General features: G+C 61.1%; 17 protein-coding genes. 8 read left to right on the top strand and 9 right to left on the bottom strand.

Annotated elements, in window-relative coordinates:
* Window positions 1-63 precede the first annotated feature (63 nt).
* Together NGJ21_RS10380 and NGJ21_RS10375 are read left to right on the top strand one after the other, a co-directional pair.
* Entirely contained in the window at window positions 64-3195 is a 3132-nt protein-coding gene (locus NGJ21_RS10380) for a dermonecrotic toxin domain-containing protein (RefSeq protein WP_251962075.1), read from the top strand.
* Window positions 3126-4730, top strand: coding sequence for a hypothetical protein (locus NGJ21_RS10375; protein WP_251962074.1), 1605 nt, complete (start codon window positions 3126-3128; stop codon window positions 4728-4730). The genes NGJ21_RS10380 and NGJ21_RS10375 overlap by 70 nt, the downstream gene beginning before the upstream one ends.
* 6 nt (window positions 4731-4736) lie before the next feature.
* Here NGJ21_RS10375 and NGJ21_RS10370 read toward each other — a convergent pair whose 3' ends face one another.
* The 4 genes from NGJ21_RS10370 to gpmI all read right to left on the bottom strand — a co-directional run bounded on the left by NGJ21_RS10370 (window position 4737) and on the right by gpmI (window position 9898).
* Window positions 4737-5504 (bottom strand): divergent polysaccharide deacetylase family protein, encoded by a 768-nt coding sequence (locus NGJ21_RS10370; protein WP_115275464.1) that lies wholly within the window; start codon window positions 5502-5504, stop codon window positions 4737-4739.
* An 8-nt stretch (window positions 5505-5512) separates the two neighbouring features.
* Window positions 5513-6835 carry a S41 family peptidase gene (locus NGJ21_RS10365; RefSeq protein WP_046784985.1) on the bottom strand — a complete coding sequence of 441 codons (1323 nt, stop codon included), beginning with the start codon at window positions 6833-6835 and terminating at the stop codon, window positions 5513-5515.
* A 92-nt stretch (window positions 6836-6927) separates the two neighbouring features.
* Complete coding sequence (locus tag NGJ21_RS10360; RefSeq protein WP_115273389.1) at window positions 6928-8214, bottom strand: murein hydrolase activator EnvC family protein; 1287 nt, start codon at window positions 8212-8214, stop codon at window positions 6928-6930.
* Between the two features lie 148 nt (window positions 8215-8362).
* Window positions 8363-9898 carry a 2,3-bisphosphoglycerate-independent phosphoglycerate mutase gene (gene gpmI, locus NGJ21_RS10355; RefSeq protein ID WP_125923655.1) on the bottom strand — a complete coding sequence of 512 codons (1536 nt, stop codon included), beginning with the start codon at window positions 9896-9898 and terminating at the stop codon, window positions 8363-8365.
* 206 nt (window positions 9899-10104) lie between these two features.
* On the opposite strand from gpmI, the gene NGJ21_RS10350 reads away from it, so the two are divergent.
* The 3 genes from NGJ21_RS10350 to secB are packed head-to-tail and all read left to right on the top strand — an operon-like array spanning window position 10105 to window position 11299.
* The gene (locus NGJ21_RS10350; RefSeq protein ID WP_046784988.1) at window positions 10105-10518 is read left to right on the top strand and encodes a rhodanese-like domain-containing protein; all 414 of its coding nucleotides are present in this window, start codon (window positions 10105-10107) and stop codon (window positions 10516-10518) included.
* 1 nt (window position 10519) lies between these two features.
* Window positions 10520-10774 carry a glutaredoxin 3 gene (gene grxC, locus NGJ21_RS10345; RefSeq protein WP_046784989.1) on the top strand — a complete coding sequence of 85 codons (255 nt, stop codon included), beginning with the start codon at window positions 10520-10522 and terminating at the stop codon, window positions 10772-10774.
* Between the two features lie 39 nt (window positions 10775-10813).
* On the top strand, window positions 10814-11299 hold the full coding sequence (gene secB / locus NGJ21_RS10340) for a protein-export chaperone SecB (RefSeq protein ID WP_012312355.1): 486 nt from the start codon (window positions 10814-10816) through the stop codon (window positions 11297-11299).
* A gap of 70 nt (window positions 11300-11369) precedes the next feature.
* Here the strand turns inward: secB and trmL are convergent, their stop codons facing one another.
* On the bottom strand, window positions 11370-11831 hold the full coding sequence (trmL, locus tag NGJ21_RS10335; protein ID WP_011531803.1) for a tRNA (uridine(34)/cytosine(34)/5-carboxymethylaminomethyluridine(34)-2'-O)-methyltransferase TrmL: 462 nt from the start codon (window positions 11829-11831) through the stop codon (window positions 11370-11372).
* Here trmL and NGJ21_RS10330 point away from each other — a divergent pair.
* Entirely contained in the window at window positions 11830-12267 is a 438-nt protein-coding gene (locus tag NGJ21_RS10330; RefSeq protein WP_046784990.1) for a hypothetical protein, read from the top strand. The genes trmL and NGJ21_RS10330 overlap by 2 nt on opposite strands.
* Before the next feature lie 358 nt (window positions 12268-12625).
* On the opposite strand, the gene ntrC is transcribed toward NGJ21_RS10330, so the two are convergent.
* From ntrC to glnA, 3 genes are all read right to left on the bottom strand, one after another.
* Window positions 12626-14062, bottom strand: a complete 1437-nt coding sequence (gene ntrC, locus NGJ21_RS10325) for a nitrogen regulation protein NR(I) (RefSeq protein ID WP_039603934.1) — start codon at window positions 14060-14062, stop codon at window positions 12626-12628.
* The gene (gene glnL, locus NGJ21_RS10320) at window positions 14059-15144 is read right to left on the bottom strand and encodes a nitrogen regulation protein NR(II) (RefSeq protein WP_046784991.1); all 1086 of its coding nucleotides are present in this window, start codon (window positions 15142-15144) and stop codon (window positions 14059-14061) included. Before glnL ends, ntrC begins: the two co-directional genes overlap by 4 nt.
* Before the next feature lie 382 nt (window positions 15145-15526).
* Window positions 15527-16933: a type I glutamate--ammonia ligase gene (glnA, locus tag NGJ21_RS10315; RefSeq protein WP_012312360.1), complete on the bottom strand. Its 1407-nt coding sequence runs from the start codon at window positions 16931-16933 to the stop codon at window positions 15527-15529.
* 471 nt (window positions 16934-17404) lie between these two features.
* Between glnA and thiI the strand changes: the two genes are divergently transcribed.
* Window positions 17405-18859: a tRNA uracil 4-sulfurtransferase ThiI gene (thiI, locus tag NGJ21_RS10310; protein WP_039604090.1), complete on the top strand. Its 1455-nt coding sequence runs from the start codon at window positions 17405-17407 to the stop codon at window positions 18857-18859.
* A gap of 126 nt (window positions 18860-18985) precedes the next feature.
* A complete protein-coding gene (gene typA, locus NGJ21_RS10305) occupies window positions 18986-20806 on the top strand; it encodes a translational GTPase TypA (RefSeq protein ID WP_046784993.1) in 1821 nt (606 codons plus the stop codon).
* A gap of 152 nt (window positions 20807-20958) precedes the next feature.
* Here typA and NGJ21_RS10300 read toward each other — a convergent pair whose 3' ends face one another.
* Window positions 20959-21363, bottom strand: a complete 405-nt coding sequence (locus NGJ21_RS10300) for a YkgJ family cysteine cluster protein (protein WP_115273392.1) — start codon at window positions 21361-21363, stop codon at window positions 20959-20961.
* Window positions 21364-21428: the final 65 nt, after the last annotated feature.

Here is a 21428-nt window from a genome sequence, read left to right as displayed (position 1 = left end):
AACGCAGCGAACTTTGCCCCTTGGCACATCCTTGCGCTCCATTTGTCGCGAGGAAGCCGCCCCATGCCCATTCAGCCAAGTCCTGTGCCTGACTTTCGTCGGGCAGTTGCTACCGAGTTTTTCAGTCGTCCAACCCTACGTAGTGTTCTGAGCCAGCAGATTCTCGAATTGCTGGTCCCCTGTCATGCCGCTTTGGCCGGCGCCAGGCTGCCCGATGCCGAACCGCTCATACTCAACATCCCTGCCCGCATTGCGTCCGGCCCGCAGACCTACGACGCGTGGACGCCCCGGCCATTGCTGGAGGTCATGCTTGAGGCATTTCACGCCCGCCAACCCCTGGCATCGCTGGGGGCTGACGGTGGGGATTTCCTGCTGGCAGTCCGGGAACCCTGGTTCCTGCGCGACCAGCAGGGCAACAAATTGCCGTCTGGGGCGATTTCGATCCGGCCCCAACTGGCTGCCTTGGATGACCTCCTGCTTATGCTTGCGGACAACTTCTGCCAAGCCCTGGTCGATTACTGGACGGCGTCAGGCAGTCAAGGCGTGAGCCGGGACCTGTGGCTGCAGCACCTGCTCAAAACGGCATTGCTGCAGAATTTGAGATTGCAAAGCCTGGACGACCAGCAACGTCAGTGTTTGCTCAGCTTGCTCAAGAATCACGGCGCCACTCCTTCTGTATTTATGGTCCAGGTGCAACTCGATAACGACGCTCAGTGGTTGCCTAACCTGCTGGTCAGGGGCGAGTGGGACGAGCGCGAGGTGTTTCTGTGGTGCGCCCCGTCCAGCCTGGTGAGGGCATTTGCATCGCTGGATGACTTCGCTGAAACGTTACGTGACGAGTTTGCCGAGCACCAGCGCTTCGAATCCATGGCATGGCACCGCTATGAGTTGGAAGGTGACGTGTTTGCCCAGCAAAGCAGCCTGTTGTTGGAGATCATGCTTGATGACATAGGGCGTTTGCGTTACGCGCAGTTGCCAGACTGTTCGCTGCTTGAGAGGGCTTTTTCTGCGCTGAGCGACCCCGCGCGCTGGTTCATTGAAGGTTACGGCCAAGCCAGCGAGGCACAGATTGCATTGCCGCCTGGCCTGCGAAATAGCAATGCTGCAAATAACTTTGTCTATCAACGGGGCGTGTTCGAACTGGCTTTGGCTCAGGCTCAGTCCGAAGGGGGTGGGGCGCTTGAGGATGTACTTGATCTGCGCAGCTACACCCGTCAAGCGCTGCGGGCGCGAATGCTTGCTGATTTCCCGGTCGAGGCCAACTATTTTCCGGATGACCTGGTTCTGCAACTGACCATCAATGCCGGCTGGCCCGGTGGTGCCGGCGTCGGGCCGGGCGATTCGGCGGTTGAGCACCGCAGCATGACGTTGACCGATTTCGCCATCGGTAACCTCTGGTCGCTGCAGAGCGCGCAGCTTACCGGCATAACGCACCGTGAAAACCAGTTGATCATGGACTGGATGAATGTCGACTACGTCAAGTCGCTGGTGCAGCGTGTCGACATCGGCAAGCACTACCCCACCTACGTCGCGCAGAAGCTGGACGACCCCGCTACACAGACCGAGCGGATCAAACGCTTTGGCCGTGAATGGCGGTGTTCACTACTGTTCAGCGCGCTCTATGCCCGCTTGCAGGGCGGGCTGAGCGACGCAGGCTTGCAGTGTGTGACCGATTTTTGCCACGGCTACCTTGACCCGCAATTGCCAGCGCTGATGCTGATGCCTCTGGCCTTCAGGCGTGAAGCGAGCGCGATCGAGCAGGATGAGGTCAGTGGCATGTATGTTCTGTTCGCTGCTGAGCCTGCAAAGGTTTTGCTGTATCGGCCTCTGTACAACGCAACGCCGCTGCTCGAGTTTGCCAGCCTGGACCTGATGATGGCTGCAATCCGCAAGCCCGGGCCATTGCAGGACAGCGTCCTTGAGTGGATGTCGCCCGCCTCGCGTGCCGCCTACGCATATGGCGGCTTTTACGAGCCGCATTGGCCAGGGCCTATCCTGGCAAGCGATTTGCTGCCTGAGCGAGGGCGCCCACCAACTTTCGCAGCGCAGTTCTGGCGCAATGATGTGGATGTGAGGCTGTATAAGGCCAATCGCAACCTGCTGGTGGAACTGGCTGACCGCGAATCGGTTTCCAATGCCGAGAGTCGCTGGGCGGTTCTCGTTCAGGGGGCTTGGCTGTTGTTCGACGTTGTAACGTTGCTGCTGCGTGGGCCTGTGGCCGTCGTTGCCTGGCTGGTACAGGCCATTTCCGGATTGCACGACGACCTGGTGGCCTTGCGCGATGGCAGTGCGTTCGAGCGCAGTGCAGCTGTGGTGGACCTGTTGCTCAACGCCTGCATGGCCTTGATGCATTTGCGTTTGCCGCGGTTGCACTTAAGCGAGCCTGTAAGGGACCTTCCCGCTCGGGGCGCAATGCCTGCGTGGCCTGGCGCACAAGCAATGGTTGTTCCCATACAAGGCAAGGTTGGTGTTCCAGGAGGGCTGGCGAAGCATGGCTCTACCCGGCTGGATTTTTCCTGGCGTGGCACACAGGGGTTCAATGTGCTCTCACCGCAGCAGCGCAAGGTGGTGTCCGGTATGCGCGTGGATGTATCGCTGGAAGGCCTGGAACCGCTTGCAGCGGGAGCGGAACGCGGGTTGTACCGCGTTGGCGAGCACTATTACCTTACGCTAGGCGATGGTGTGTACCGGGCCACCTTTGAGGAGCAAGGTTTGCGTATGGTGGGGGCCGACGGCGGCCTGGGGCCCTGGTTGGCGTTCGAGCACGGACAATGGCGTGTCGATCGTGGCTTGCGCTTGCAAGGCGGCATGCCACGCAGTCGCCTTGAAGCCTTGAAAGAGGAAAATCGCAAGAAAATCGAGCAACTCAAGAGCGAAGAAACAGTACTGGCCCGCCAGCACAATGCGCTGGCAGATACGCTGAACAGGCACCGCGACCTGCTCGGTGAAAAGGACAAGCGCATCGCAGTGCTCGAGGCGCTTGCCGAGCCGGACGACTTGGCCCTTCGCGAACTGGAACTGACCCAACGCCTGCGCAAGCAGATCAACTTGAAGATTGTCTATGAGGTCAAGAGCCTGATCGGAACTCACTCGAGCATGAGCGAGTGGTCGCCAGCCTCTTCAGCATGCGCCATGACAACAATGCCTACAGCAATGCTGTCAGGGAGCAGCGCAGCAGGATCCGCCACAGCCTGATCGAGAATATTTCGACGTTCTATAACGAACTGGCTTCCATCATCAATGATGAGGATGTGCAAAGCCTGGCCGACCAGGTCGTCATACACCCTGAGCAGGCAGAGGAGATCAGCCAGTACGAGCACTTTCGCAGCGTACTGGAAGAGGTCATCAAGTGGGAGTCGGACCTTGTGGACATGTCCCGACTGCTCGACACCCTGCTCGACGAAACGCTCAAGGACGACAGTTACGTTTTCAGAAACGATGAAACCCACCAACGCATCAACAAGGAAGCCGAGCTCAAAGGTACTATTGAGGCGCGTCGGGTATCGGCCATCGATCTGGACTTTCGCCTGCTCCAGGACTTGGCGGAGGTCAGCCTGGACCGGCTGGCCGATGTGGAGGAACGGGTGTTGTCGCAATACCTCGAGTACCTGGCCGGCGACAGCCTGAAAAGTGCAGGCAACGCGCACGGCGATCTGGCTGGCAGTAACCTGGCGCTGGCCGAGCAGATCGAGGTCTTGAGCGGCATCCTGGAAGGTTATGAAGAAGCCGCAGCGATGGCCGATTACCTGGGCAGTGTGGGCGGCGCCGCGATCAGGCAGGAACCGTTGCAGCAGTACAAGAGAACGCTGCGCGGTTTGCAGCGTGCCGCCCAGAACGAGCTGGCCCAAGCGGTACGCGAGCAGGAACTGTCCGAGCCTGCCGCGCCGCGTCCGGTGTTCTACACCCCGCGCGGCGGGCGGCGCAAGCTGGTCCGCACCCATCGCGGGCGCAAGGTGCTGGGCGAGGAAGTCGAGCTGGATGGGGTGGCGGTCGTCCAGCAGCGCGACGAACGTACCCGGCATGTGCTGAAAACCTTCCGTCAGCAAGGTGATGAATGGGTCGAGGATGCGCCACAGCCCGATGAAGCGAAGCCGCCATTCTCGCCGCAGATCCCACGCTTGGCACGCAAGCGGGCTCAGGCACTGCTTGACGAGGTCGATCGGATCAACAAACTGGCCAGAAGCTTTTTCCAGGCTGAGCAACCCAATGGTTTGGCCACGGTCGTCGATGGGCACCTGGAAAAACTGCGGATTGCTCACAGTACTTTGCCCCGCATGACCCCTGACGATGCTTTGTTCGAGCAGCTGGGGGCGGCCATTGAACGCTTGCAGGCCACCCGTCGCGATCTGCTGACCGGTATCTACCTGTCAACCGACCATCCGGATGCCAGTAGCCTGCGCTTTCTGCTCGACAACCACCAAGTGACGATACACCGCGCAGGGCCACGCAAGCTGCTGGCAGCGGGCGATTACCTGGATGTCTACGAAATCAGGCGTATGCCGCGGGCCGGGCAGGCTCAAGGCGACGGGCTGTGGGAGGCGCACTTCCACTACCTGGACATGGATACGACGGCGCGGCAATTCAGCAAGGGCCATCTGAAGCTGTGGGCGCAGCGCAAATTGGGGCGCCTGGCGCAGCTGCGGGCAGCGACCAGCGGTGAAGCCCTGGTGGCGATCTACCGGGGTAATTTACGCCTGAACCAGGTGGAGGGCCTGATCCCTTTCGACTGAAATGCCTCAGCGGTTGCTGTAGCGGCCGTGCTTGCCGTGTGCGGGCATTGCCTGATTACCGCGCTCGGCGATCATCTGTGAGAGCGTGATCAGTTCGATGCCCTGGCTCTTGAGCCGGGGCATTTGCTGTTCCAGTACTTGCAGGGTCTGCGGATAAGGATGCCCGATCAGCACAGCCGAGCCTTGCCTGTGTGCCAGTGCCACGCCTTGCTGCAGCTGTGTGGTGATGGCCTCTGTGGTGCGTACGTCGTCCAGAAACACGTCGCGCGACACATGCCCAAGGGCCTGTGCCTGTGCCTCGGCGGCGGCGACGGTGGCAGCACTGGTACGGCTGTCTACGAAAAACAGATGCCGCCGCTGGAGTTCCCCCATCAGCCAGGTCATGGCGCCACGCTGGGCGGTCATGCGGCTGCCCATGTGGTTGTTGATGCCGGCGGCGTAGGGCACTTTGGCCAAGGCCGCGTCCAGTCGCCTGGCGAGCTCCGGCAAGGCGATGTCCGGGTGCCAGGCATAGGGCCCGGTGGCGGGGTCCATGGGCATATGCAGGATTACCGTCTTGCCCGCCTTGTGCGCCTGGCGGGCGAACTCGCTGGCGTGGGGGGTATCCGGCATGATCGCCATCGTCACAGGGCCAGGCAGCGCAAGCGTTCTGCTGTCGCGCTCGGTGCTCTGGCCCAGGTCGTCGATGATGATGCTCATGTAGGCCTTGTTGGCCGGCGCTGCATGGGCGAACGCGGCCGACAGGCATAACAGCACGGGCAGCAGATACCGCAACGGATGAATCATTTGCCTGAGGTGATGTTCAGCCCCTTGAGCAGGCTGAGCGCCTGGCTCAGCTGGAAGTCATCGTCCTGCGGACGCTCCTTGCGCTTGCTGCTGCCGGTCGGGCGGTCAGCGCCACCGTTGCCGTTGCCCAGGTGGCCTTGCAGGTCGGCTTCCTTGAAGTTCTCGGTATCGACCTCTGCTGTGAGTTTGGCCGGGCGCACCTCGATGTCCGGCACGATGCCCTGGGCCTGGATCGAGCGGCCATTGGGGGTGAAGTACAGTGCGGTCGTGAGCTTCAGGGCACGGTCGTTGGCCAGTGGCAGCACGGTCTGCACCGAACCTTTGCCGAAGCTGTCGGTGCCCATCAGTACGGCGCGTTTCTGGTCTTGCAGGGCGCCGGCGACGATTTCCGAGGCCGAGGCGCTGCCGCCGTTGATCAGCACGACCAGTGGCACGGCTTCGCTGGCGTCGGCCGGGTCGGCGGAGAAGCGCAGTTCGGAGTTGGCGATACGCCCCTTGGTGTACACGATCAGGCCCTTGGTCAGGAAGTGGTCGGCCACTTCCACCGCTGACTGCAGCACGCCACCGGGGTTGTTGCGCAGGTCCAGAACAACGCCGCGCAGTTTCTTGCCGTTGTCTTTGCGCATCTTGGCCAATGCCTTGCCCACTTCGTCGCCGGTCTTGACCTGGAACTGGGTGATGCGGATGTAGCCGTAGTCGTTTTCCAGCAACTGGCTCTTCACGCTCTTGACCTGGATCACCGCGCGGACCAGGTTCACGTCGAACGGGGTGCCGCCGTCACGTACCAGGGTCAGGGTGATCTTCTCGCCGACCTTGCCGCGCATCTTGTCCACGGCTTCGGTCATGCTCTGGCCGCGGGTGGGCGCACCGTTGATCTTGACGATCAGGTCGCCTGCCTGCACGCCGGCGCGCGAAGCGGGGGTGTCATCGATGGGCGAGACCACCTTGATGAAGCCGTCTTCCTGGCCGACTTCGATACCCAGGCCACCGAACTCGCCACTGGTGCTTTCCTGCAGTTCCTGGAAGTCCTCGGGGCCAAGGTAGGCCGAATGCGGGTCGAGGTTGCTGAGCATGCCTTTGATGGCATTCTCCAGCAGCGTCTTGTCGTCTACCGGCTCGACATAGGCCGCCTTGATGCGGTCCATGACCTCGGCGAAGGTGCGCAGCTCTTCCAGTGGCAGCGGCGCCCTGGCGGTCACCTCGGTGGCTGGCACCGCGGCGGGCTTGGCGGGCGCCGGCTCGGCAGCGATGGCCAAAGGCATACCAGTCGCCAGGGCGATGGTCAGGGCCAGCTGGGTGAGACGAGGCGAGTGCAGCATGTCGAACGAACTCCTGATCCTGTAGGCGCTCCCTGGGGAGCATCGGCCCAGCGTGGGGCGCCGGGCCGTAAAAAAGTGACTAGGCTTTAACCTTAACCTTTGCACCACTGCGAAGGGTCGGTTGGCCTGCCCTGCTGGCGGATGGCGAAGTACAAGCCGGCGGCATCCTGGCCGCCGCTGTCGCCAACGGTGGAAATGGCCTCGCCGGCCTTGACGATGTCCCCGGCGCTCTTGAGCAGGCTCTGGTTGTGGCCGTACAGGCTCAGGTAACCATTACCATGGTCGAGAATGACCAGAAGTCCAGCACCGCGCAACCAGTCGGCGAACACCACGCGCCCGCCGTGCACGGCACGCACCTGGGTGCCGGGGTTGGCGCTGATCATCACGCCGTCCCACTTGGCTCGGGCATCGCTGCCACGGGCTTCACCGAAACGTGCCAGCAATCGACCATTGACGGGCCAGGGAAGTTTGCCCCGTGCGGCAGAAAAAGCACCGCCGTAGGTTGAGCTGCTGCTGGAAACCAACGGGCCTAGGGTGGTGCGCGCCTTTTTTGGCGGTTCGCTGTCTTGCTGTGCGGCCAGCGCTTCCTGCTGTCGGCGCTTTTGGGCCTCTTGCTCGGCCAGCAGGGCCTTCTTGCGCGCTTCTTCGGCCTCACGGGCCTGACGGGCCAGGGTTTCCTCAATGGTCTTGAGCACCTTGGCAAGGTCGGCCTGGTCTTGTTCACGGGCCTGCAGCTTCTTGTCGCGGTCTTTCATGTCACTGTTGAGCTTGGCCAGCACCTGCTGACGTTTGCCACGTTCGGCTTCCAGGGCCTGGCGGCGGCTGTCGAGATCGGCGCGCTGGGCCAGCAACTGTTCTTGCTGGCGGGAAATGTCCTGTTCGACATTGGCCAGCTGGCGCAAGGTCTCGTTGAAGGCACGCAGCTGCTCCATACGCGCCTTGCTCAGGTAGTCGTAGTAGCTGAGGGTGCGGGCGAACTTTTCTGGGTTCTGCTGGTTGAGCAGCAGCTTGAGGTATTCCTCACGGCCATTGTTCTGGTAGGCGGACCGCGCCTGAATGGCGATCAGTCGCTGTTGTTCAATGCGCGAGCTCTGGAGTTTTTTTTTCTCGGTATCAAGGCGCTCCAGCTCGCCCTCGGTCTTTTTTAGTTCTTGCTGCAGAGCCTCCACCTGCTTTTCGAGGTTGCCGATGTCGGTCTCGGTGGCTTTGAGGTCTTTCTGCACGCCGGATTTTTCTGCCTGGAGCTTGCCCAGCGTTTTCTTGAGCTCGGCGATGTCCTGGCGGGTGGCGTCCAGTTGTTGCTGGGTCTGTGCGCGCTCGTCGGCGAAGGCCGGGCTGAGCAGGCAAGACAGGGCTAGGAGAATCAGGGCGCGAAGCATGAGGTTGGGCGTACCAAGGATGGAGACTGGCCTAGTATGCCCGCCCGGGGCTGCAAAAAAAACGCCTCACGGCGTCAGCGGCAAGCTTCAAGCTACAAGCGGCAAGCAAAAGCAGGCGCCAGGCCAGGTTTCGCTTGCCGCTTGCCGCTTAATCCTCGAGCAGAATCGAGGTGCCGGTCATTTCCGCAGGTTTTTCCAGCCCAAGCAGCTTGAGCATGGTCGGCGCCACGTCGGCCAGTACGCCGCCCTCGCGAACCTTGACCTGGCGCTTGCCGACATAGATGAACGGTACCGGCTCGGTGGTGTGGGCCGTATGCGCCTGGCCGGTGCATTCGTCTTCCATCTGCTCGACGTTGCCGTGGTCTGCGGTGATCAACGCTTCGCCGCCCACCTTGTCCAGTGCCTCGACGATGCGACCGACACAGCCGTCCAGGGCTTCGACGGCCTTGACTGCGGCATCGAACACGCCGGTATGGCCGACCATGTCACCGTTGGCGTAATTGACCACGATCACGTCGTAGCGCTGCTGCTCGATGGCCTCGACGATGCGATCGGTGACCTCTGGGGCGCTCATTTCCGGCTGCATGTCGTAGGTGGCGACTTTCGGCGACGGGATCAGGATGCGCTCTTCGCCTTCGAACGGTTCTTCGCGCCCCCCGGAGAAGAAGAAGGTGACGTGTGCGTATTTCTCGGTCTCGGCGATGCGCAGCTGGGTCTTGCCGTTTTTGGCCAGGTATTCACCCAGCACGTTGTTCAGGCTGGCCGGGGCAAACGCCGCCGGGGCCGGGATTTTCGCCGAGTACTGGGTCAGGCCGATGTAGGCGGCCAGCTTTGGCAGGCGTGCCCGTGGGAACTCGTTGAAATCGGCTTCGACGAACACGCGCGACAGCTCACGTGCGCGGTCGGCGCGGAAGTTCATGAAGATCACGGCATCGCCATCTTCGACCTTCACAGCTTCGCCAATACGCGTGGCTTTGACGAATTCGTCGCTCTCGTCGCGCGCATAGGCCGCTTCGAGCCCGGCAACAGCGCTGTCTGCAGTGTGTTCGGCAACGCTGTCGACGATCAGGTTGTAGGCGGCACTGACGCGGTCCCAGCGGTTGTCGCGGTCCATCGCGTAGTAGCGGCCGATCAGGCTGGCGATTCGGCCTTTGCCAAGCTTGGCAAAGGCCGAATCGAGCAGCTCGATGGACGATTGCGCGCTGCGCGGCGGGGTGTCACGACCGTCGAGGAACGCATGCAGGTAGATCTTCTCGGCGCCACGCTGCGCGGCCAGTTCGGCCATGGCAATCAGGTGGTCCTGGTGGCTGTGTACGCCGCCGTCGGAGAGCAGGCCGAGGATATGCACGGCCTTGCCGGCACCTGCAGCCTGGTCCACCGCGCCTGTCAGCACCGGGTTCTTGAAGAACTCGCCGTCGCGAATGGCCTTGGTGACGCGGGTGAAGTCCTGGTAGACGACACGGCCGGCGCCCAGGTTCATGTGACCGACTTCGGAGTTGCCCATCTGCCCGTCCGGCAGGCCGACGTCCATCCCTGAACCGGAAATCAGGCCATGCGGCGCGGTGGCACGCAGGCGGTCATAGACCGGAGTGTTGGCGGCATAGATGGCGTTGTATTCGGGGCTTTCGCTGTGGCCGAAGCCATCCAGGATGATCAGGACCAGGGGTTTGGGCGTACTCGTCATCAATCAAACTCACGGTTGTTCAAAGATGATAAAGACACGCATTTTAGGGCAAATGCGCCACCTGCGGCGAATATTCGTCCTGTTCCCTGACCAGCGCGGCGCCCGCGAGAACGGGAAGGTAGTTTTCCCACCGGCCTGTCGGACTTTGGTGGTCATTGGGGGCTGTGTATACTGGCCGGCATTTTCAATCGCCTGGAACACCGCTGATGGTTGCTCACCTGATTCAATTCGCGACAGATCACTACATCCTGGTTGCGATCTTCGTTGTTCTGCTGGTCCTGCTGCTGCTCAATGAAATCCGCCGTGGCGGCCAGAGCCTGAGCAATGGCCAACTGACCGCCCTGGTCAATGCCGAGAAGGGCCTTGTCATCGATATCCGCCCTGCCAAGGAATACTCCGCCGGCCACATCGTTGGTGCGGTGAACATCCCGCAGGACAAGGTCGCCACCCGCATGACCGAACTGGACAAGCACAAAGAGAAGACCCTGATCGTCGTCGACGCAATGGGCCAGCAGTCCGGCACCATCTGCCGCGAACTGCTCAAGGCTGGTTATACCGCCGCCAAGCTGAGCGGTGGCGTTTCCAGCTGGAAAGCCGATAACCTGCCCCTGGTGAAGTGATATGAACGACGTCATCGTCTACTCCAGCGACTACTGCCCTTACTGCATGCGTGCCAAGTACCTGCTCGAGAGCAAGGGCGTGGCCTTCGAGGAAATCAAGGTCGACGGCAAGCCGCAGGTACGCGCCGAGATGAGCCAGAAGGCCGGCCGGACTTCGGTGCCGCAGATCTGGATCGGCAGTACCCATGTCGGTGGCTGCGATGACCTCTACGCCCTGGAGCGCGCCGGCAAGCTCGACGCGCTGCTCAAGGCCTGATTTGCACTGCATTCAAAAACATTAGGATAAGGATCTGCCATGACTGACCAACAGACCAACGGCGCAGCAGCCGAAGACAACAGCCCTCAGTTCTCCATGCAGCGTATCTACGTGCGCGACCTGTCGTTCGAGGCCCCGAAAAGCCCGCAGATCTTCCGTCAGACCTGGGAGCCGAGCGTTGCCCTGGACCTGAACACCAAGCAGAAGGCTTTGGAAGGCGACTTCCACGAGGTGGTGCTGACCCTGTCGGTGACCGTCAAGAATGGTGACGAAGTGGCGTTCATCGCTGAAGTTCAGCAGGCCGGTATCTTCCTGATCAAGAACCTCGACGCCTCTTCCATGAGCCACACCCTCGGCGCGTTCTGCCCGAACATCCTGTTCCCGTACGCCCGCGAGACCCTGGATAGCCTGGTGACCCGTGGTTCGTTCCCGGCCCTGATGCTGTCGCCGGTCAACTTCGACGCCCTGTACGCGCAAGAGATGCAGCGCATGCAGGAAGCGGGCGAAGCACCGACCGTGCAGTAATTCTGCCCGGTAGCAAAGAGGCGACCTTCGAGGTCGCCTTTTTATTACCCGGCTGCCTGCTTCGGGCTTGTCAGCTCCCGGCAAACCCCTGCTGCCGCCACGCCTCATACACCGTCACCGCCACGGTGTTGGACAGGTTCAGGCTGCGGCACCCCGGCCGCATCGGCAGGCGCAGGCGTTGCTCGGCCGGCAGGCTGTCCAGCACCTCGGCCGGCAGGCCACGGCTTTCCGGCCCGAACAGGAAGGCGTCGCCCGGCTGGTAGGCAACCTCATGAAACGGGTGCGAACCCTTTGTGGTAAAGGCGAACAAGCGTGGGTTGCCCAGGCTCTCCAGGCATCCGGCCAGGCTTTCGTGGCGCTTGAGCGTGGCATACTCGTGGTAATCCAGCCCTGCACGGCGCAGCCGCTTGTCGTCGAGCTCGAAGCTGATCGGTTCGATCAGGTGCAGCGCGCAGCCGCTGTTGGCGCAGAGGCGAATGATATTGCCGGTATTGGGCGGAATTTCAGGTTGAAAGAGGATGACGTGAAACATGCACGGCTCCAAGCGTGAAGATGGCGAGCATTCTACCCCCGAACCTGATGTGCGTTCGAAGGGCTTGCCGAAGGTTTTGCTCTCGTTGGCGATCGTCGGCTTGATGGTCGGTTTGATGATCGGCCGTCTGACTGCACCCGAAGCGCTCGTGCTTGAGCGGGTGGAGGTGGTGCAGGACGGGCTGGACCTGTGGTTCAACGATGAACCGAAGCTGCATGGCGAGAATGTCCAGGGTACGGTCGCGTTGCTGTTCCAGGCCGAAGGCAAAGCCCAGCGTGGGCAACTGACCCTGCAGGGCAAGCCGGTGAGCTGGCGTTTGCAGAAAAGTGAGGAAGGGTTGCTGCTGAGCGTGATTGCCGCGCGCCCTCTGCGTGGCGAATGGGCCGGTGCAGAGGACGCGGGGCGCTGGCGGGTGCAGGTGAGGCTGCACGAATAAAAGAGGGGATGTCCCGGCCTGCCTGTACCAGGGTCCCCAAAGCTTGCGCTACTGCGTGTAAAAGAGGGGATTCCCGGCCTGCCTGTACCGAGGTCCCCAAAGCTTGTGCAACTGCGTATAAAAGAGGGGTTCACCCGGCCTGCCTGTACCGAGGCCCCCGAAACTGGAGATACATTACCTATTGCAGGTGGCGTGCCAGTTTTGAAAAGCCTGGAAACATTGGGTTTCAGGGCGATCTGGCCGGTTTTTGAGGGGATTTGTGCCTTGGCGCGGTGCAGCTGGCACAGCTTCGGTGCATGGGCCGGAAATGGTTGGGGCCGCAAAGCGGCCCCAACGGTGTTACTGATTCAGCAGGAAGTCAGTGATCATCGCCCTCATCGTCATCCCCGCCATCCACGTTCATCCCCAGTTCCTTGATCTTGCGGGTCAGGGTATTGCGCCCCCACCCCAGCAGCACCGCTGCATCCCGGCGGCGCCCGGCAGTATGCTTGAGCGCCGTCTCGATCATGATCCGTTCAAAGCTGGGCACGGCGCTGTCCAGCAGGTTGGATTGCCCGCGTGCCAAGGCTTGGTCGGCCCATTGGCGCAGCGCCTGCTCCCAGTTGGTCACCGGTGCAGCGTCCTGCGGCAGGTTGAGCAATTCGGGCGGCAGATCGCCGACCAGCACTTCGCGGCTGGACGCCATGACGGTGATCCAGCGGCAGGTGTTTTCCAGCTGGCGGACGTTGCCAGGCCAAGGCAGGTTGCGGATGAATTCTTCGGTTTCCGGCTTGAGCAGCTTCGGTTCGACGGCCAGCTCCTGAGCGGCGCGGCCAAGGAAGTGGCGTGCCAGCGCGGGGATGTCCTCGCGGCGGTCGGCCAGGCGCGGGATATGAATACGGATCACGTTCAGGCGATGGAACAAGTCTTCACGGAACTTGCCAGCCTGTACCAGTGACTCGAGGTTTTGATGGGTTGCAGCGATGATTCGCACATCGACCTTTACGGGTACATGGCCGCCCACACGATAGAACTCCCCATCGGCCAGCACCCGCAGCAGACGGGTCTGCGTATCGGCAGGCATGTCACCGATTTCGTCGAGGAACAAGGTGCCGCCGTCCGCTTGCTCGAAGCGGCCGCGTCGCAGGTTGGCCGCGCCGGTGAAGGCGCCTTTTTCGTGGCCGAACAGCTCCGACTCCATCAGGTCCTTGGGTATGGCGGCCATGTTCAGGGCAATGAACGGTGAGGCCGCCCGCGGGCTGTGGCGGTGCAGGGCGTGGGCCACCAGCTCCTTGCCGGTACCGGACTCGCCATTGATCAGCACGGTGATGTTGGAGTGGCTCAGCCGCCCAATGGCACGGAACACCTCCTGCATCGCCGGGGCTTCACCGATGATTTCCGGCGTACGGGCCAGGGCCTGGGGCACATCGAGGCCTTGCTGCTCCTGCGCATGCTGGTTGGCGCGCTTGACCAGCGAGACCGCCTCATCGACATCGAACGGTTTGGGCAGGTATTCGAAAGCGCCCCCCTGGTACGACGCCACTGCGCTGTCCAGGTCGGAATGGGCGGTCATGATGATGACCGGCAGGCGCGGGTGTTGGTCGCGAATCTGTGCCAGCAGGTCGAGGCCGCTGGCGCCGGGCATGCGAATGTCGGAAATGATCACGTCCGGCTGCTGCCGGGCCAAGCGGCCCATCACGCCATCGGCGCTGTCGAAGCTCTGGGTGGTCATGCCCTCCTGTTGCAGGGCTTTTTCCAGGACCCAGCGGATGGAGCGATCATCGTCGACGATCCATACGGTTTCACTTCGGCTCATGAGGCGGTGGCTCCTTGTTCCAGCGGCAGGAAGATCGAAAAGGCGGTGTGGCCGGCGTGGCTTTCACACTCGATCAGGCCTTGGTGCTGACTGATGATGTTCTGGGTAATGGCCAGGCCCAACCCGGTACCGTCCGGGCGGCCACTGACCATGGGATAGAAGAGGGTGTCTTGCAGTTCACTGGGGATGCCGGGGCCGTTGTCGATGATCTCGACGCGGGCCACCAGTCGGTGGCGCACATGGCCGATGGTGAACTGGCGCATCGCGCGGCTGCGCAGGGTGATGCGGCCCAGGCGCAACTCGTTCTGTGAGCTGATCGCCTGCATCGCGTTGCGCACGATATTCAGTACCGCCTGGATCATCTGTTCGCGGTCGATCAGCACGTCCGGCAGGCTCGGGTCATAATCACGCACCAAAGTGATGCATCCTTGGCTTTCTGCGTCGACCAGGCTGCAGACCCGTTCAAGGACTTCGTGAATGTTGGTCATGGCCAGCGATGGCAGCTTGTTCGAACCGAGCATGCGATCGACCAGGTTGCGCAGGCGATCGGCCTCTTCGATGATCACGTTGGTGTAGTCGCGCAGGCCATCTTCGGGCAACTCCCGGGCCAGCAGTTGCGCCGCGCCACGGATGCCTCCCAGTGGGTTCTTGATCTCGTGGGCGAGGCCGCGGACCAGCATCTTGGTGGTTTCCTGCTTGCTCAGCTGGGCTTCTTCCTTGGTGATGCGCAGTAGGCGGTCACGCGGGTGTACCTCCAGCAGCAGCAGGGTGTTGCCCTGGTGCAGGATGGGCGTCACGGCATAGTCAACGGTGATGGTCTGGCCGGTCAGCGAGGTCAATTGGGCTTCGCGCTTGGTGAACGGATGCGCCTGCTCGACCGCCTGGCGCAGGGAGTTGAGCGCCTCGGACGATTCGGTGAACAGTTCGCTGATGAACTGCCCGTGGCTGCGCTGCCCACTCACGGCCAGGAGCATTTCCGCAGCCGGGTTCATGTACTCCAGGCGCAGCTCGGCGTTGAGCAAGAGCGTGGCGGTGGTCAGGTTGTCCAGAAGCAGACGGTGCTGTGCATCGCTGATGGTCATAAGGCGTCGTTGACCTCTTTTGGCGCTTGCCGGGCATGGCGGTGAGCGTGGCCGGCGCACTATGGATCTGCTCATGCCAGGCTCTTTGCGTAGAAAATGCAAGAAACAAACCAAGGCTCCGAAAAGAAGCGGGATTGCTTTATAAACCCCCGAAATTGCGCCTATTCGGACCAAAATGCACTGATTTGCCGTTCAACGTGACCTGTTTTGGGGTGCGGGGCGGGGCAGGCAACGTTGCATTGCACCAATATAGAGCATCGGTGCGCGTGGCGTATGGCGCCAAGGTGTTGGGGCGCTTCCGATCGGGACGGCTGGAAAAACAAAAACGGCCTTCATGAGAAGGCCGTTTCCGGGATTTCATCGGCGCAATGCGCCAATCAAATCAGCAGCTGTAGTACAGCTCGTATTCCAGTGGGTGCACGAAGGTACGGACCTTGATCTCTTCTTCGCTCTTCAGTTCGATGAAGGCATCGATGAAGTCGTCGGAGAACACGCCGCCCTTGGTCAGGAACGCACGGCCTTTATCCAGCTCTTCCAGAGCTTCTTTCAGGCTGCCGCAAACTTGCGGGATATCTTTCGCCTCTTCAGGCGGCAGGTCGTACAGGTTCTTGTCGGCAGCATCGCCTGGGTGGATCTTGTTCTGGATGCCGTCCAGGCCAGCCATCAGCAGGGCCGCGAAAGCCAGGTACGGGTTGGCCGATGGGTCCGGGAAGCGCGCTTCGATACGGCGGGCTTTAGGGCTGCCGACGTAAGGGATACGGATCGAGGCGGAACGGTTGCGTGCCGAGTAGGCCAGCATTACCGGGGCTTCGAAGCCTGGAACCAGGCGCTTGTAGGAGTTGGTCGACGGGTTGGTGAAGCCGTTCAGGGCTTTACCGTGCTTGATGATGCCGCCGATGAAGTACAGGGCGGTTTCGGACAGGCCGGCATAGCCTTCACCCGCGAAGGTGTTCTTGCCGTCTTTCCAGATCGACATGTGCACGTGCATGCCCGAGCCGTTGTCGCCGTACAGTGGCTTTGGCATGAAGGTGGCGGTACGGCCGTAGGCGTCGGCAACGTTGTGCACGACATATTTCAGGGCCTGTACTTCGTCAGCTTTCTTCACCAGGGTGTTGAACTTGACGCCGATTTCGTTCTGGCCGGCAGTCGCCACTTCGTGGTGGTGAACTTCGACGGTCTGGCCCATCTCTTCCAGTGCGTTGCACATGGCAGTACGGATTTCGTGGTCGTGGTCGAACGGCGGAACCGGGAAGTAGCCGCCTTTGACGCCAGGACGGTGGCCTTTGTTGCCGCCTTCCACGTCAGCGCCAGTCATCCACGAGCCTTGCTCGGAGAAGATCTTGAACATCGAGCCGGAGATGTCCGACTGGAACTTCACTTCGTCGAAGATGAAGAACTCAGGCTCTGGGCCGGCGAAGACGGTGTCACCGATGCCGGTGCTCTTGAGGTACTCTTCAGCGCGCTTGGCGATCGCACGCGGGTCGCGATCGTAGCCCTGCATGCTCGACGGGTCGACGATGTCACAGGTGATGATCAGGGTCGGCTCTTCGGTGAACGGGTCCAGTACGGCGGTATCGTCGACCGGCATCAGGATCATGTCGGAGGCCTCGATGCCTTTCCAGCCAGCGATGGAGGAGCCGTCGAACATCTTGCCGACTTCGAAGAAGTCTTCGTCCAGGCCATCACGCGCTGGCATGGTCACGTGATGCTGAGTGCCTTTGGTGTCCGTGAAACGCAGATCAATCCACTTGACGTCATGATCTTTGATGAGTTGAACCGACTTCGACATGTTGTCCTCCGGATGGTCTAGAGCGCGGTGGGCCGCTGCCCTGGAAAAAAGGGTGTTGCCGGGCGCGGATAGTCGGCCAAGCTTACCTGCCTCACAAGGGAGCAAATTGCATGCCAGTGCCCGAAAATGGCGAGGCCGGGATAAAAGGGGGCGTTTGCGGGCATTTGGCGGCGGTTTGGCGGCGAAAAACGCACCCTTACGAGGCGGCTTTTGCTGTTGGTGCACCAATAGCGTGCACAGGTCGGGTTGTGTGCTTCCTTTAAGGGCCTCATCGCTGGCAAGCCAGCTCCCACACCCTAAGCGCAGTCTTGAGGCCTACCGACGTCCTGTAGATGCTGGCTTGCCGGCGATGAGGCCAGTACAGGCAATATAAATCCAACCTTCTGTACAAAAGTTGGTCAAATCCTGAGCAATTTCCGATATAATTCGCGCCCCTCATTTTTCGGCAGGCCCTGCGCGCGCTGTTAACCAATGAAACTTATCGTCAAAGTCTTCCCAGAAATCACCATCAAGAGCCGGCCGGTACGCAAGCGCTTCATCCGCCAGCTCGGCAAGAACATCCGCAACGTGCTCAAGGACCTCGACCCTGAGCTCGCGGTCGATGGTGTCTGGGACAACCTCGAAGTGGTCACCCGCGTCGAAGACGAAAAAGTCCAGCGCGAGATGATCGAGCGCCTCACCTGCACCCCGGGCATTACCCACTTCCTGCAGGTGGAGGAATACCCGCTCGGTGACTTCGACGATATCGTCGCCAAGTGCAAGCAGCACTTCGGCCACCTGCTGGCCGGCAAGTATTTCGCCGTGCGCTGCAAGCGCGGGGGCCACCATGACTTCACCTCGATGGACGTCGACCGCTACGTTGGCAGCCAGTTGCGCCAGCAGTGCGGCGCCGCTGGCATCGAGCTGAAGCAACCTGAAGTGACGGTGCGCATCGAAATCCGCAACCAGCGCCTGTACGTGATCCACAACCAGCACCAAGGCATCGGCGGCTACCCGCTGGGCGCCCTGGAGCAGACCTTGGTACTGATGTCCGGCGGTTTCGACTCCACCGTGGCGGCCTACCAGATGATGCGTCGCGGCCTGATGACCCATTTCTGCTTCTTCAACCTCGGCGGCCGTGCCCACGAACTGGGCGTGATGGAAGTGGCCCACTACCTGTGGAAAAAGTACGGCAGCAGCCAGCGCGTATTGTTCATCAGCGTGCCGTTCGAAGAAGTGGTCGGCGAGATCCTCAACAAGGTCGACAACAGCTACATGGGCGTGACCCTCAAGCGCATGATGCTGCGCGGCGCTGCGCGCATGGCCGATCGTCTGGAAATCGATGCGCTGGTCACCGGCGAGGCGATTTCCCAGGTGTCCAGCCAGACGCTGCCGAACCTGTCGATCATCGACTCGGCCACCGACAAGCTGGTGCTGCGCCCATTGCTGGCCAGCCACAAGCAGGACATCATCGACCAGGCGACCGAAATCGGCACCGCCGACTTCGCCAAGCACATGCCTGAATATTGCGGCGTGATCTCGGTGAACCCGACCACCCATGCCAAGCGTCACCGCATGGAGCATGAAGAGAAGCAGTTCGACATGGCCGTGCTGGAGCGCGCCCTCGAACGTGCCAAGTTCATCTCGATCGACCACGTGATCGACGAGCTGGGCAAGGACGTGGAAATCGAGGAAGTAAGCGAAGCGCTGCCAGGCCAGATCGTGATCGACATCCGTCACCCTGACGCCCAGGAAGACGAGCCTTTGGTGCTCGAGGGTATCGAAGTTCAGGTGATGCCGTTCTACGCGATCAACAGCAAGTTCAAGCAGCTGGATGAAACCCGCCAGTACTTGCTGTATTGCGACAAAGGTGTGATGAGCCGATTGCACGCACACCACCTGCTCAGTGAGGGACATGCCAATGTGCGTGTTTATCGTCCGGCATAAGACCCCAGGGCTGTATGGCGGCAGCATCCGCCATCGCCCTCCCGACCGCCGGGCCCGCTGAGCCTTTTACCTTCATATTGGCCGCCTAGACTGGCGGCAACCGAATCCTCTGATCGAGATACAGTTGTGATCGAAAATCTGCGTAACATCGCCATCATCGCCCACGTTGACCATGGTAAAACCACCCTGGTCGACAAACTCCTGCGTCAGTCCGGCACCCTGGAACGTAACGAGCTCAACGACGAGCGCGTAATGGACTCCAACGACCAGGAAAAAGAGCGCGGCATTACCATTCTGGCGAAAAACACCGCCATCAACTGGAACGGCTACCACATCAACATCGTCGACACCCCCGGCCACGCCGACTTCGGTGGCGAGGTTGAGCGTGTAATGTCCATGGTCGACTCCGTGCTGCTGCTGGTCGACGCCCAGGACGGCCCTATGCCGCAAACCCGCTTCGTGACCAAGAAGGCCTTCGAAGCCGGCCTGAAGCCGATCGTCGTGATCAACAAGGTCGACCGTCCGGGCGCCCGTCCTGACTGGGTTCTGGACCAGATCTTCGACCTGTTCGACAACCTCGGTGCTACCGACGAGCAGCTGGACTTCAAAGTGGTCTACGCCTCGGCCCTGAACGGCATCGCCGGTCTGGACCACACCGCCATGGCCGAAGACATGACCCCGCTGTACCAGTCGATCGTCGACAACGTACCTGCGCCGGACGTTGACCGTGAAGGCCCGTTCCAGATGCAGATCTCGGCACTGGACTACAACAGCTTCCTGGGTGTTATCGGCGTTGGCCGTATCGCCCGTGGCCGCGTGAAGCCGAACACTCCGGTGGTCGCCATCGACACCAACGGCAAGAAGCGTAACGGCCGTATCCTCAAGCTGATGGGCCACCACGGCCTGCACCGTATCGACGTCGAAGAAGCCCAGGCTGGCGACATCGTCTGCATCAGCGGTTTCGACGAGCTGTTCATCTCCGACACCCTGTGCGACCCGACAGCCGTCGAAGCGATGAAGCCGCTGACCGTTGACGAGCCAACCGTTTCGATGACCTTCCAGGTCAACGACTCGCCGTTCTGCGGCAAGGAAGGCAAGTTCGTCACCAGCCGTAACATCAAGGACCGTCTGGACAAAGAGCTGCTGTACAACGTTGCTCTGCGCGTTCAGGAAACCGATTCCCCTGACAAGTTCAAGGTATCGGGCCGTGGTGAGCTGCACCTGTCGGTACTGATCGAAACCATGCGCCGTGAAGGCTTCGAGATGGCCGTAGGCCGTCCTGAAGTGATCATCCGCGAAGTCGGTGGCGTCAAGCAGGAACCGTTCGAGAACGTCACCATCGACATCCCTGAAGAATCCCAGGGCAAGGTCATGGAAGAAATGGGCCTGCGTAAAGGCGACCTGACCAACATGGTTCCGGATGGCAAGGGCCGTGTTCGCCTGGAGTACAACATTCCAGCCCGTGGCCTGATCGGCTTCCGTAACCAGTTCCTGACCCTGACCAACGGCGCAGGCATCCTGACCTCGATCTTCGATCGCTACGACACCATGAAGTCGGGCCAGATGTCCGGCCGCCTCAACGGCGTACTGGTTTCGGTCGAGACCGGCAAGGCACTGACCTACTCCCTGGAAACCCTGCAGGCGCGCGGCAAGCTGTTCGTCGAGCACGGCCAGGAGATCTACAACGGTCAGATCATCGGTCTGAACAGCCGTGACAACGACCTGGGCGTGAACCCTACCAAGGGCAAGAAGCTCGACAACATGCGTGCTTCGGGCAAAGACGAAGTCATCGCCCTGGTTCCGCCGGTTCGTCACACCCTCGAACAGGCTCTGGAATTCATCCAGGACGACGAGCTGTGCGAAGTTACGCCGAAGTCGATCCGTCTGCGCAAGAAGATCCTGGACGAAGGCGAGCGTACCCGCGCTGCCAAGAAAGCCAAGAACTGAGTTAGCTCAGGCTGAATGAAAACGCCCCCGGTCGAAAGGCCGGGGGCGTTTTTTTTGTCTGGGCTTTTTGTATCAGCTGTACCGGCCTCATCGCCGGCAAGCCGGCTTCCACAGGTCCTTGCGCAACGATTTTGGGGCGGTGAGGCCAATGATCAGCGCGTGGCCACCTTGGGCTTGTAAGCGCAATACCCCGGCCGCGGCCCTACCTTCGGGTGGTTCCGGCAAGTATCCGGGCGCTTGTCATAAATGGTGCACAGCCGGCTCTTGCGGTCCAAATACATGCAATCATCGTTGCTCATCCGGGTCAGGGTGAAGATCCCCGACTTCTGGTTGAAGCGTTCGATGATGCCTTCCTTCTGCAGGCGTTTGGCCACGTTCTTTGGCGGTTCGTCCTTTTCGAACTCATCCACCACGCCGATGCGGATCAGGTCTTTGATCTTCACTTCCACAGGCAGGGTGCAGCAGGTCGAATGGCAGCCCCCGCACATGTGGCTGGCATAGCGCTGCCAGGTTTCCAGGCGGTCGACTTCGGCTGCGGCAATCAGGGTCGTTTTCATCGTTATAGGTGGCGGATCACGGTCTTGGGGCGCGCGATCATACCGGAGTTGTTCAATTTGTGAAC

The sequence above is a fragment of the Pseudomonas sp. Marseille-Q5299 genome, assembly GCF_943737035.1.
GTDB lineage: Bacteria > Pseudomonadota > Gammaproteobacteria > Pseudomonadales > Pseudomonadaceae > Aquipseudomonas > Aquipseudomonas putida_E.
Note: the sequence above shows the minus strand (reverse complement) of the source record. Positions and strands in the feature narration are given on the sequence as shown.

What these genes read in the sequence shown, in the direction of transcription:
- trmL (WP_011531803.1), bottom strand. Translation starts at nt 11,831, where the DNA reads ATGTTTCACGTCATCCTCTTTCAACCTGAAATTCCGCCCAATACCGGC.
- NGJ21_RS10330 (WP_046784990.1), top strand. Translation starts at nt 11,830, where the DNA reads ATGCACGGCTCCAAGCGTGAAGATGGCGAGCATTCTACCCCCGAACCT.
- glnA (WP_012312360.1), bottom strand. Translation starts at nt 16,933, where the DNA reads ATGTCGAAGTCGGTTCAACTCATCAAAGATCATGACGTCAAGTGGATT.
- grxC (WP_046784989.1), top strand. Translation starts at nt 10,520, where the DNA reads ATGAACGACGTCATCGTCTACTCCAGCGACTACTGCCCTTACTGCATG.
- ntrC (WP_039603934.1), bottom strand. Translation starts at nt 14,062, where the DNA reads ATGAGCCGAAGTGAAACCGTATGGATCGTCGACGATGATCGCTCCATC.
- thiI (WP_039604090.1), top strand. Translation starts at nt 17,405, where the DNA reads ATGAAACTTATCGTCAAAGTCTTCCCAGAAATCACCATCAAGAGCCGG.
- NGJ21_RS10380 (WP_251962075.1), top strand. Translation starts at nt 64, where the DNA reads ATGCCCATTCAGCCAAGTCCTGTGCCTGACTTTCGTCGGGCAGTTGCT.
- glnL (WP_046784991.1), bottom strand. Translation starts at nt 15,144, where the DNA reads ATGACCATCAGCGATGCACAGCACCGTCTGCTTCTGGACAACCTGACC.
- NGJ21_RS10375 (WP_251962074.1), top strand. Translation starts at nt 3,126, where the DNA reads ATGCGCCATGACAACAATGCCTACAGCAATGCTGTCAGGGAGCAGCGC.
- NGJ21_RS10350 (WP_046784988.1), top strand. Translation starts at nt 10,105, where the DNA reads ATGGTTGCTCACCTGATTCAATTCGCGACAGATCACTACATCCTGGTT.
- gpmI (WP_125923655.1), bottom strand. Translation starts at nt 9,898, where the DNA reads ATGACGAGTACGCCCAAACCCCTGGTCCTGATCATCCTGGATGGCTTC.
- NGJ21_RS10365 (WP_046784985.1), bottom strand. Translation starts at nt 6,835, where the DNA reads ATGCTGCACTCGCCTCGTCTCACCCAGCTGGCCCTGACCATCGCCCTG.
- NGJ21_RS10360 (WP_115273389.1), bottom strand. Translation starts at nt 8,214, where the DNA reads ATGCTTCGCGCCCTGATTCTCCTAGCCCTGTCTTGCCTGCTCAGCCCG.
- NGJ21_RS10300 (WP_115273392.1), bottom strand. Translation starts at nt 21,363, where the DNA reads ATGAAAACGACCCTGATTGCCGCAGCCGAAGTCGACCGCCTGGAAACC.
- secB (WP_012312355.1), top strand. Translation starts at nt 10,814, where the DNA reads ATGACTGACCAACAGACCAACGGCGCAGCAGCCGAAGACAACAGCCCT.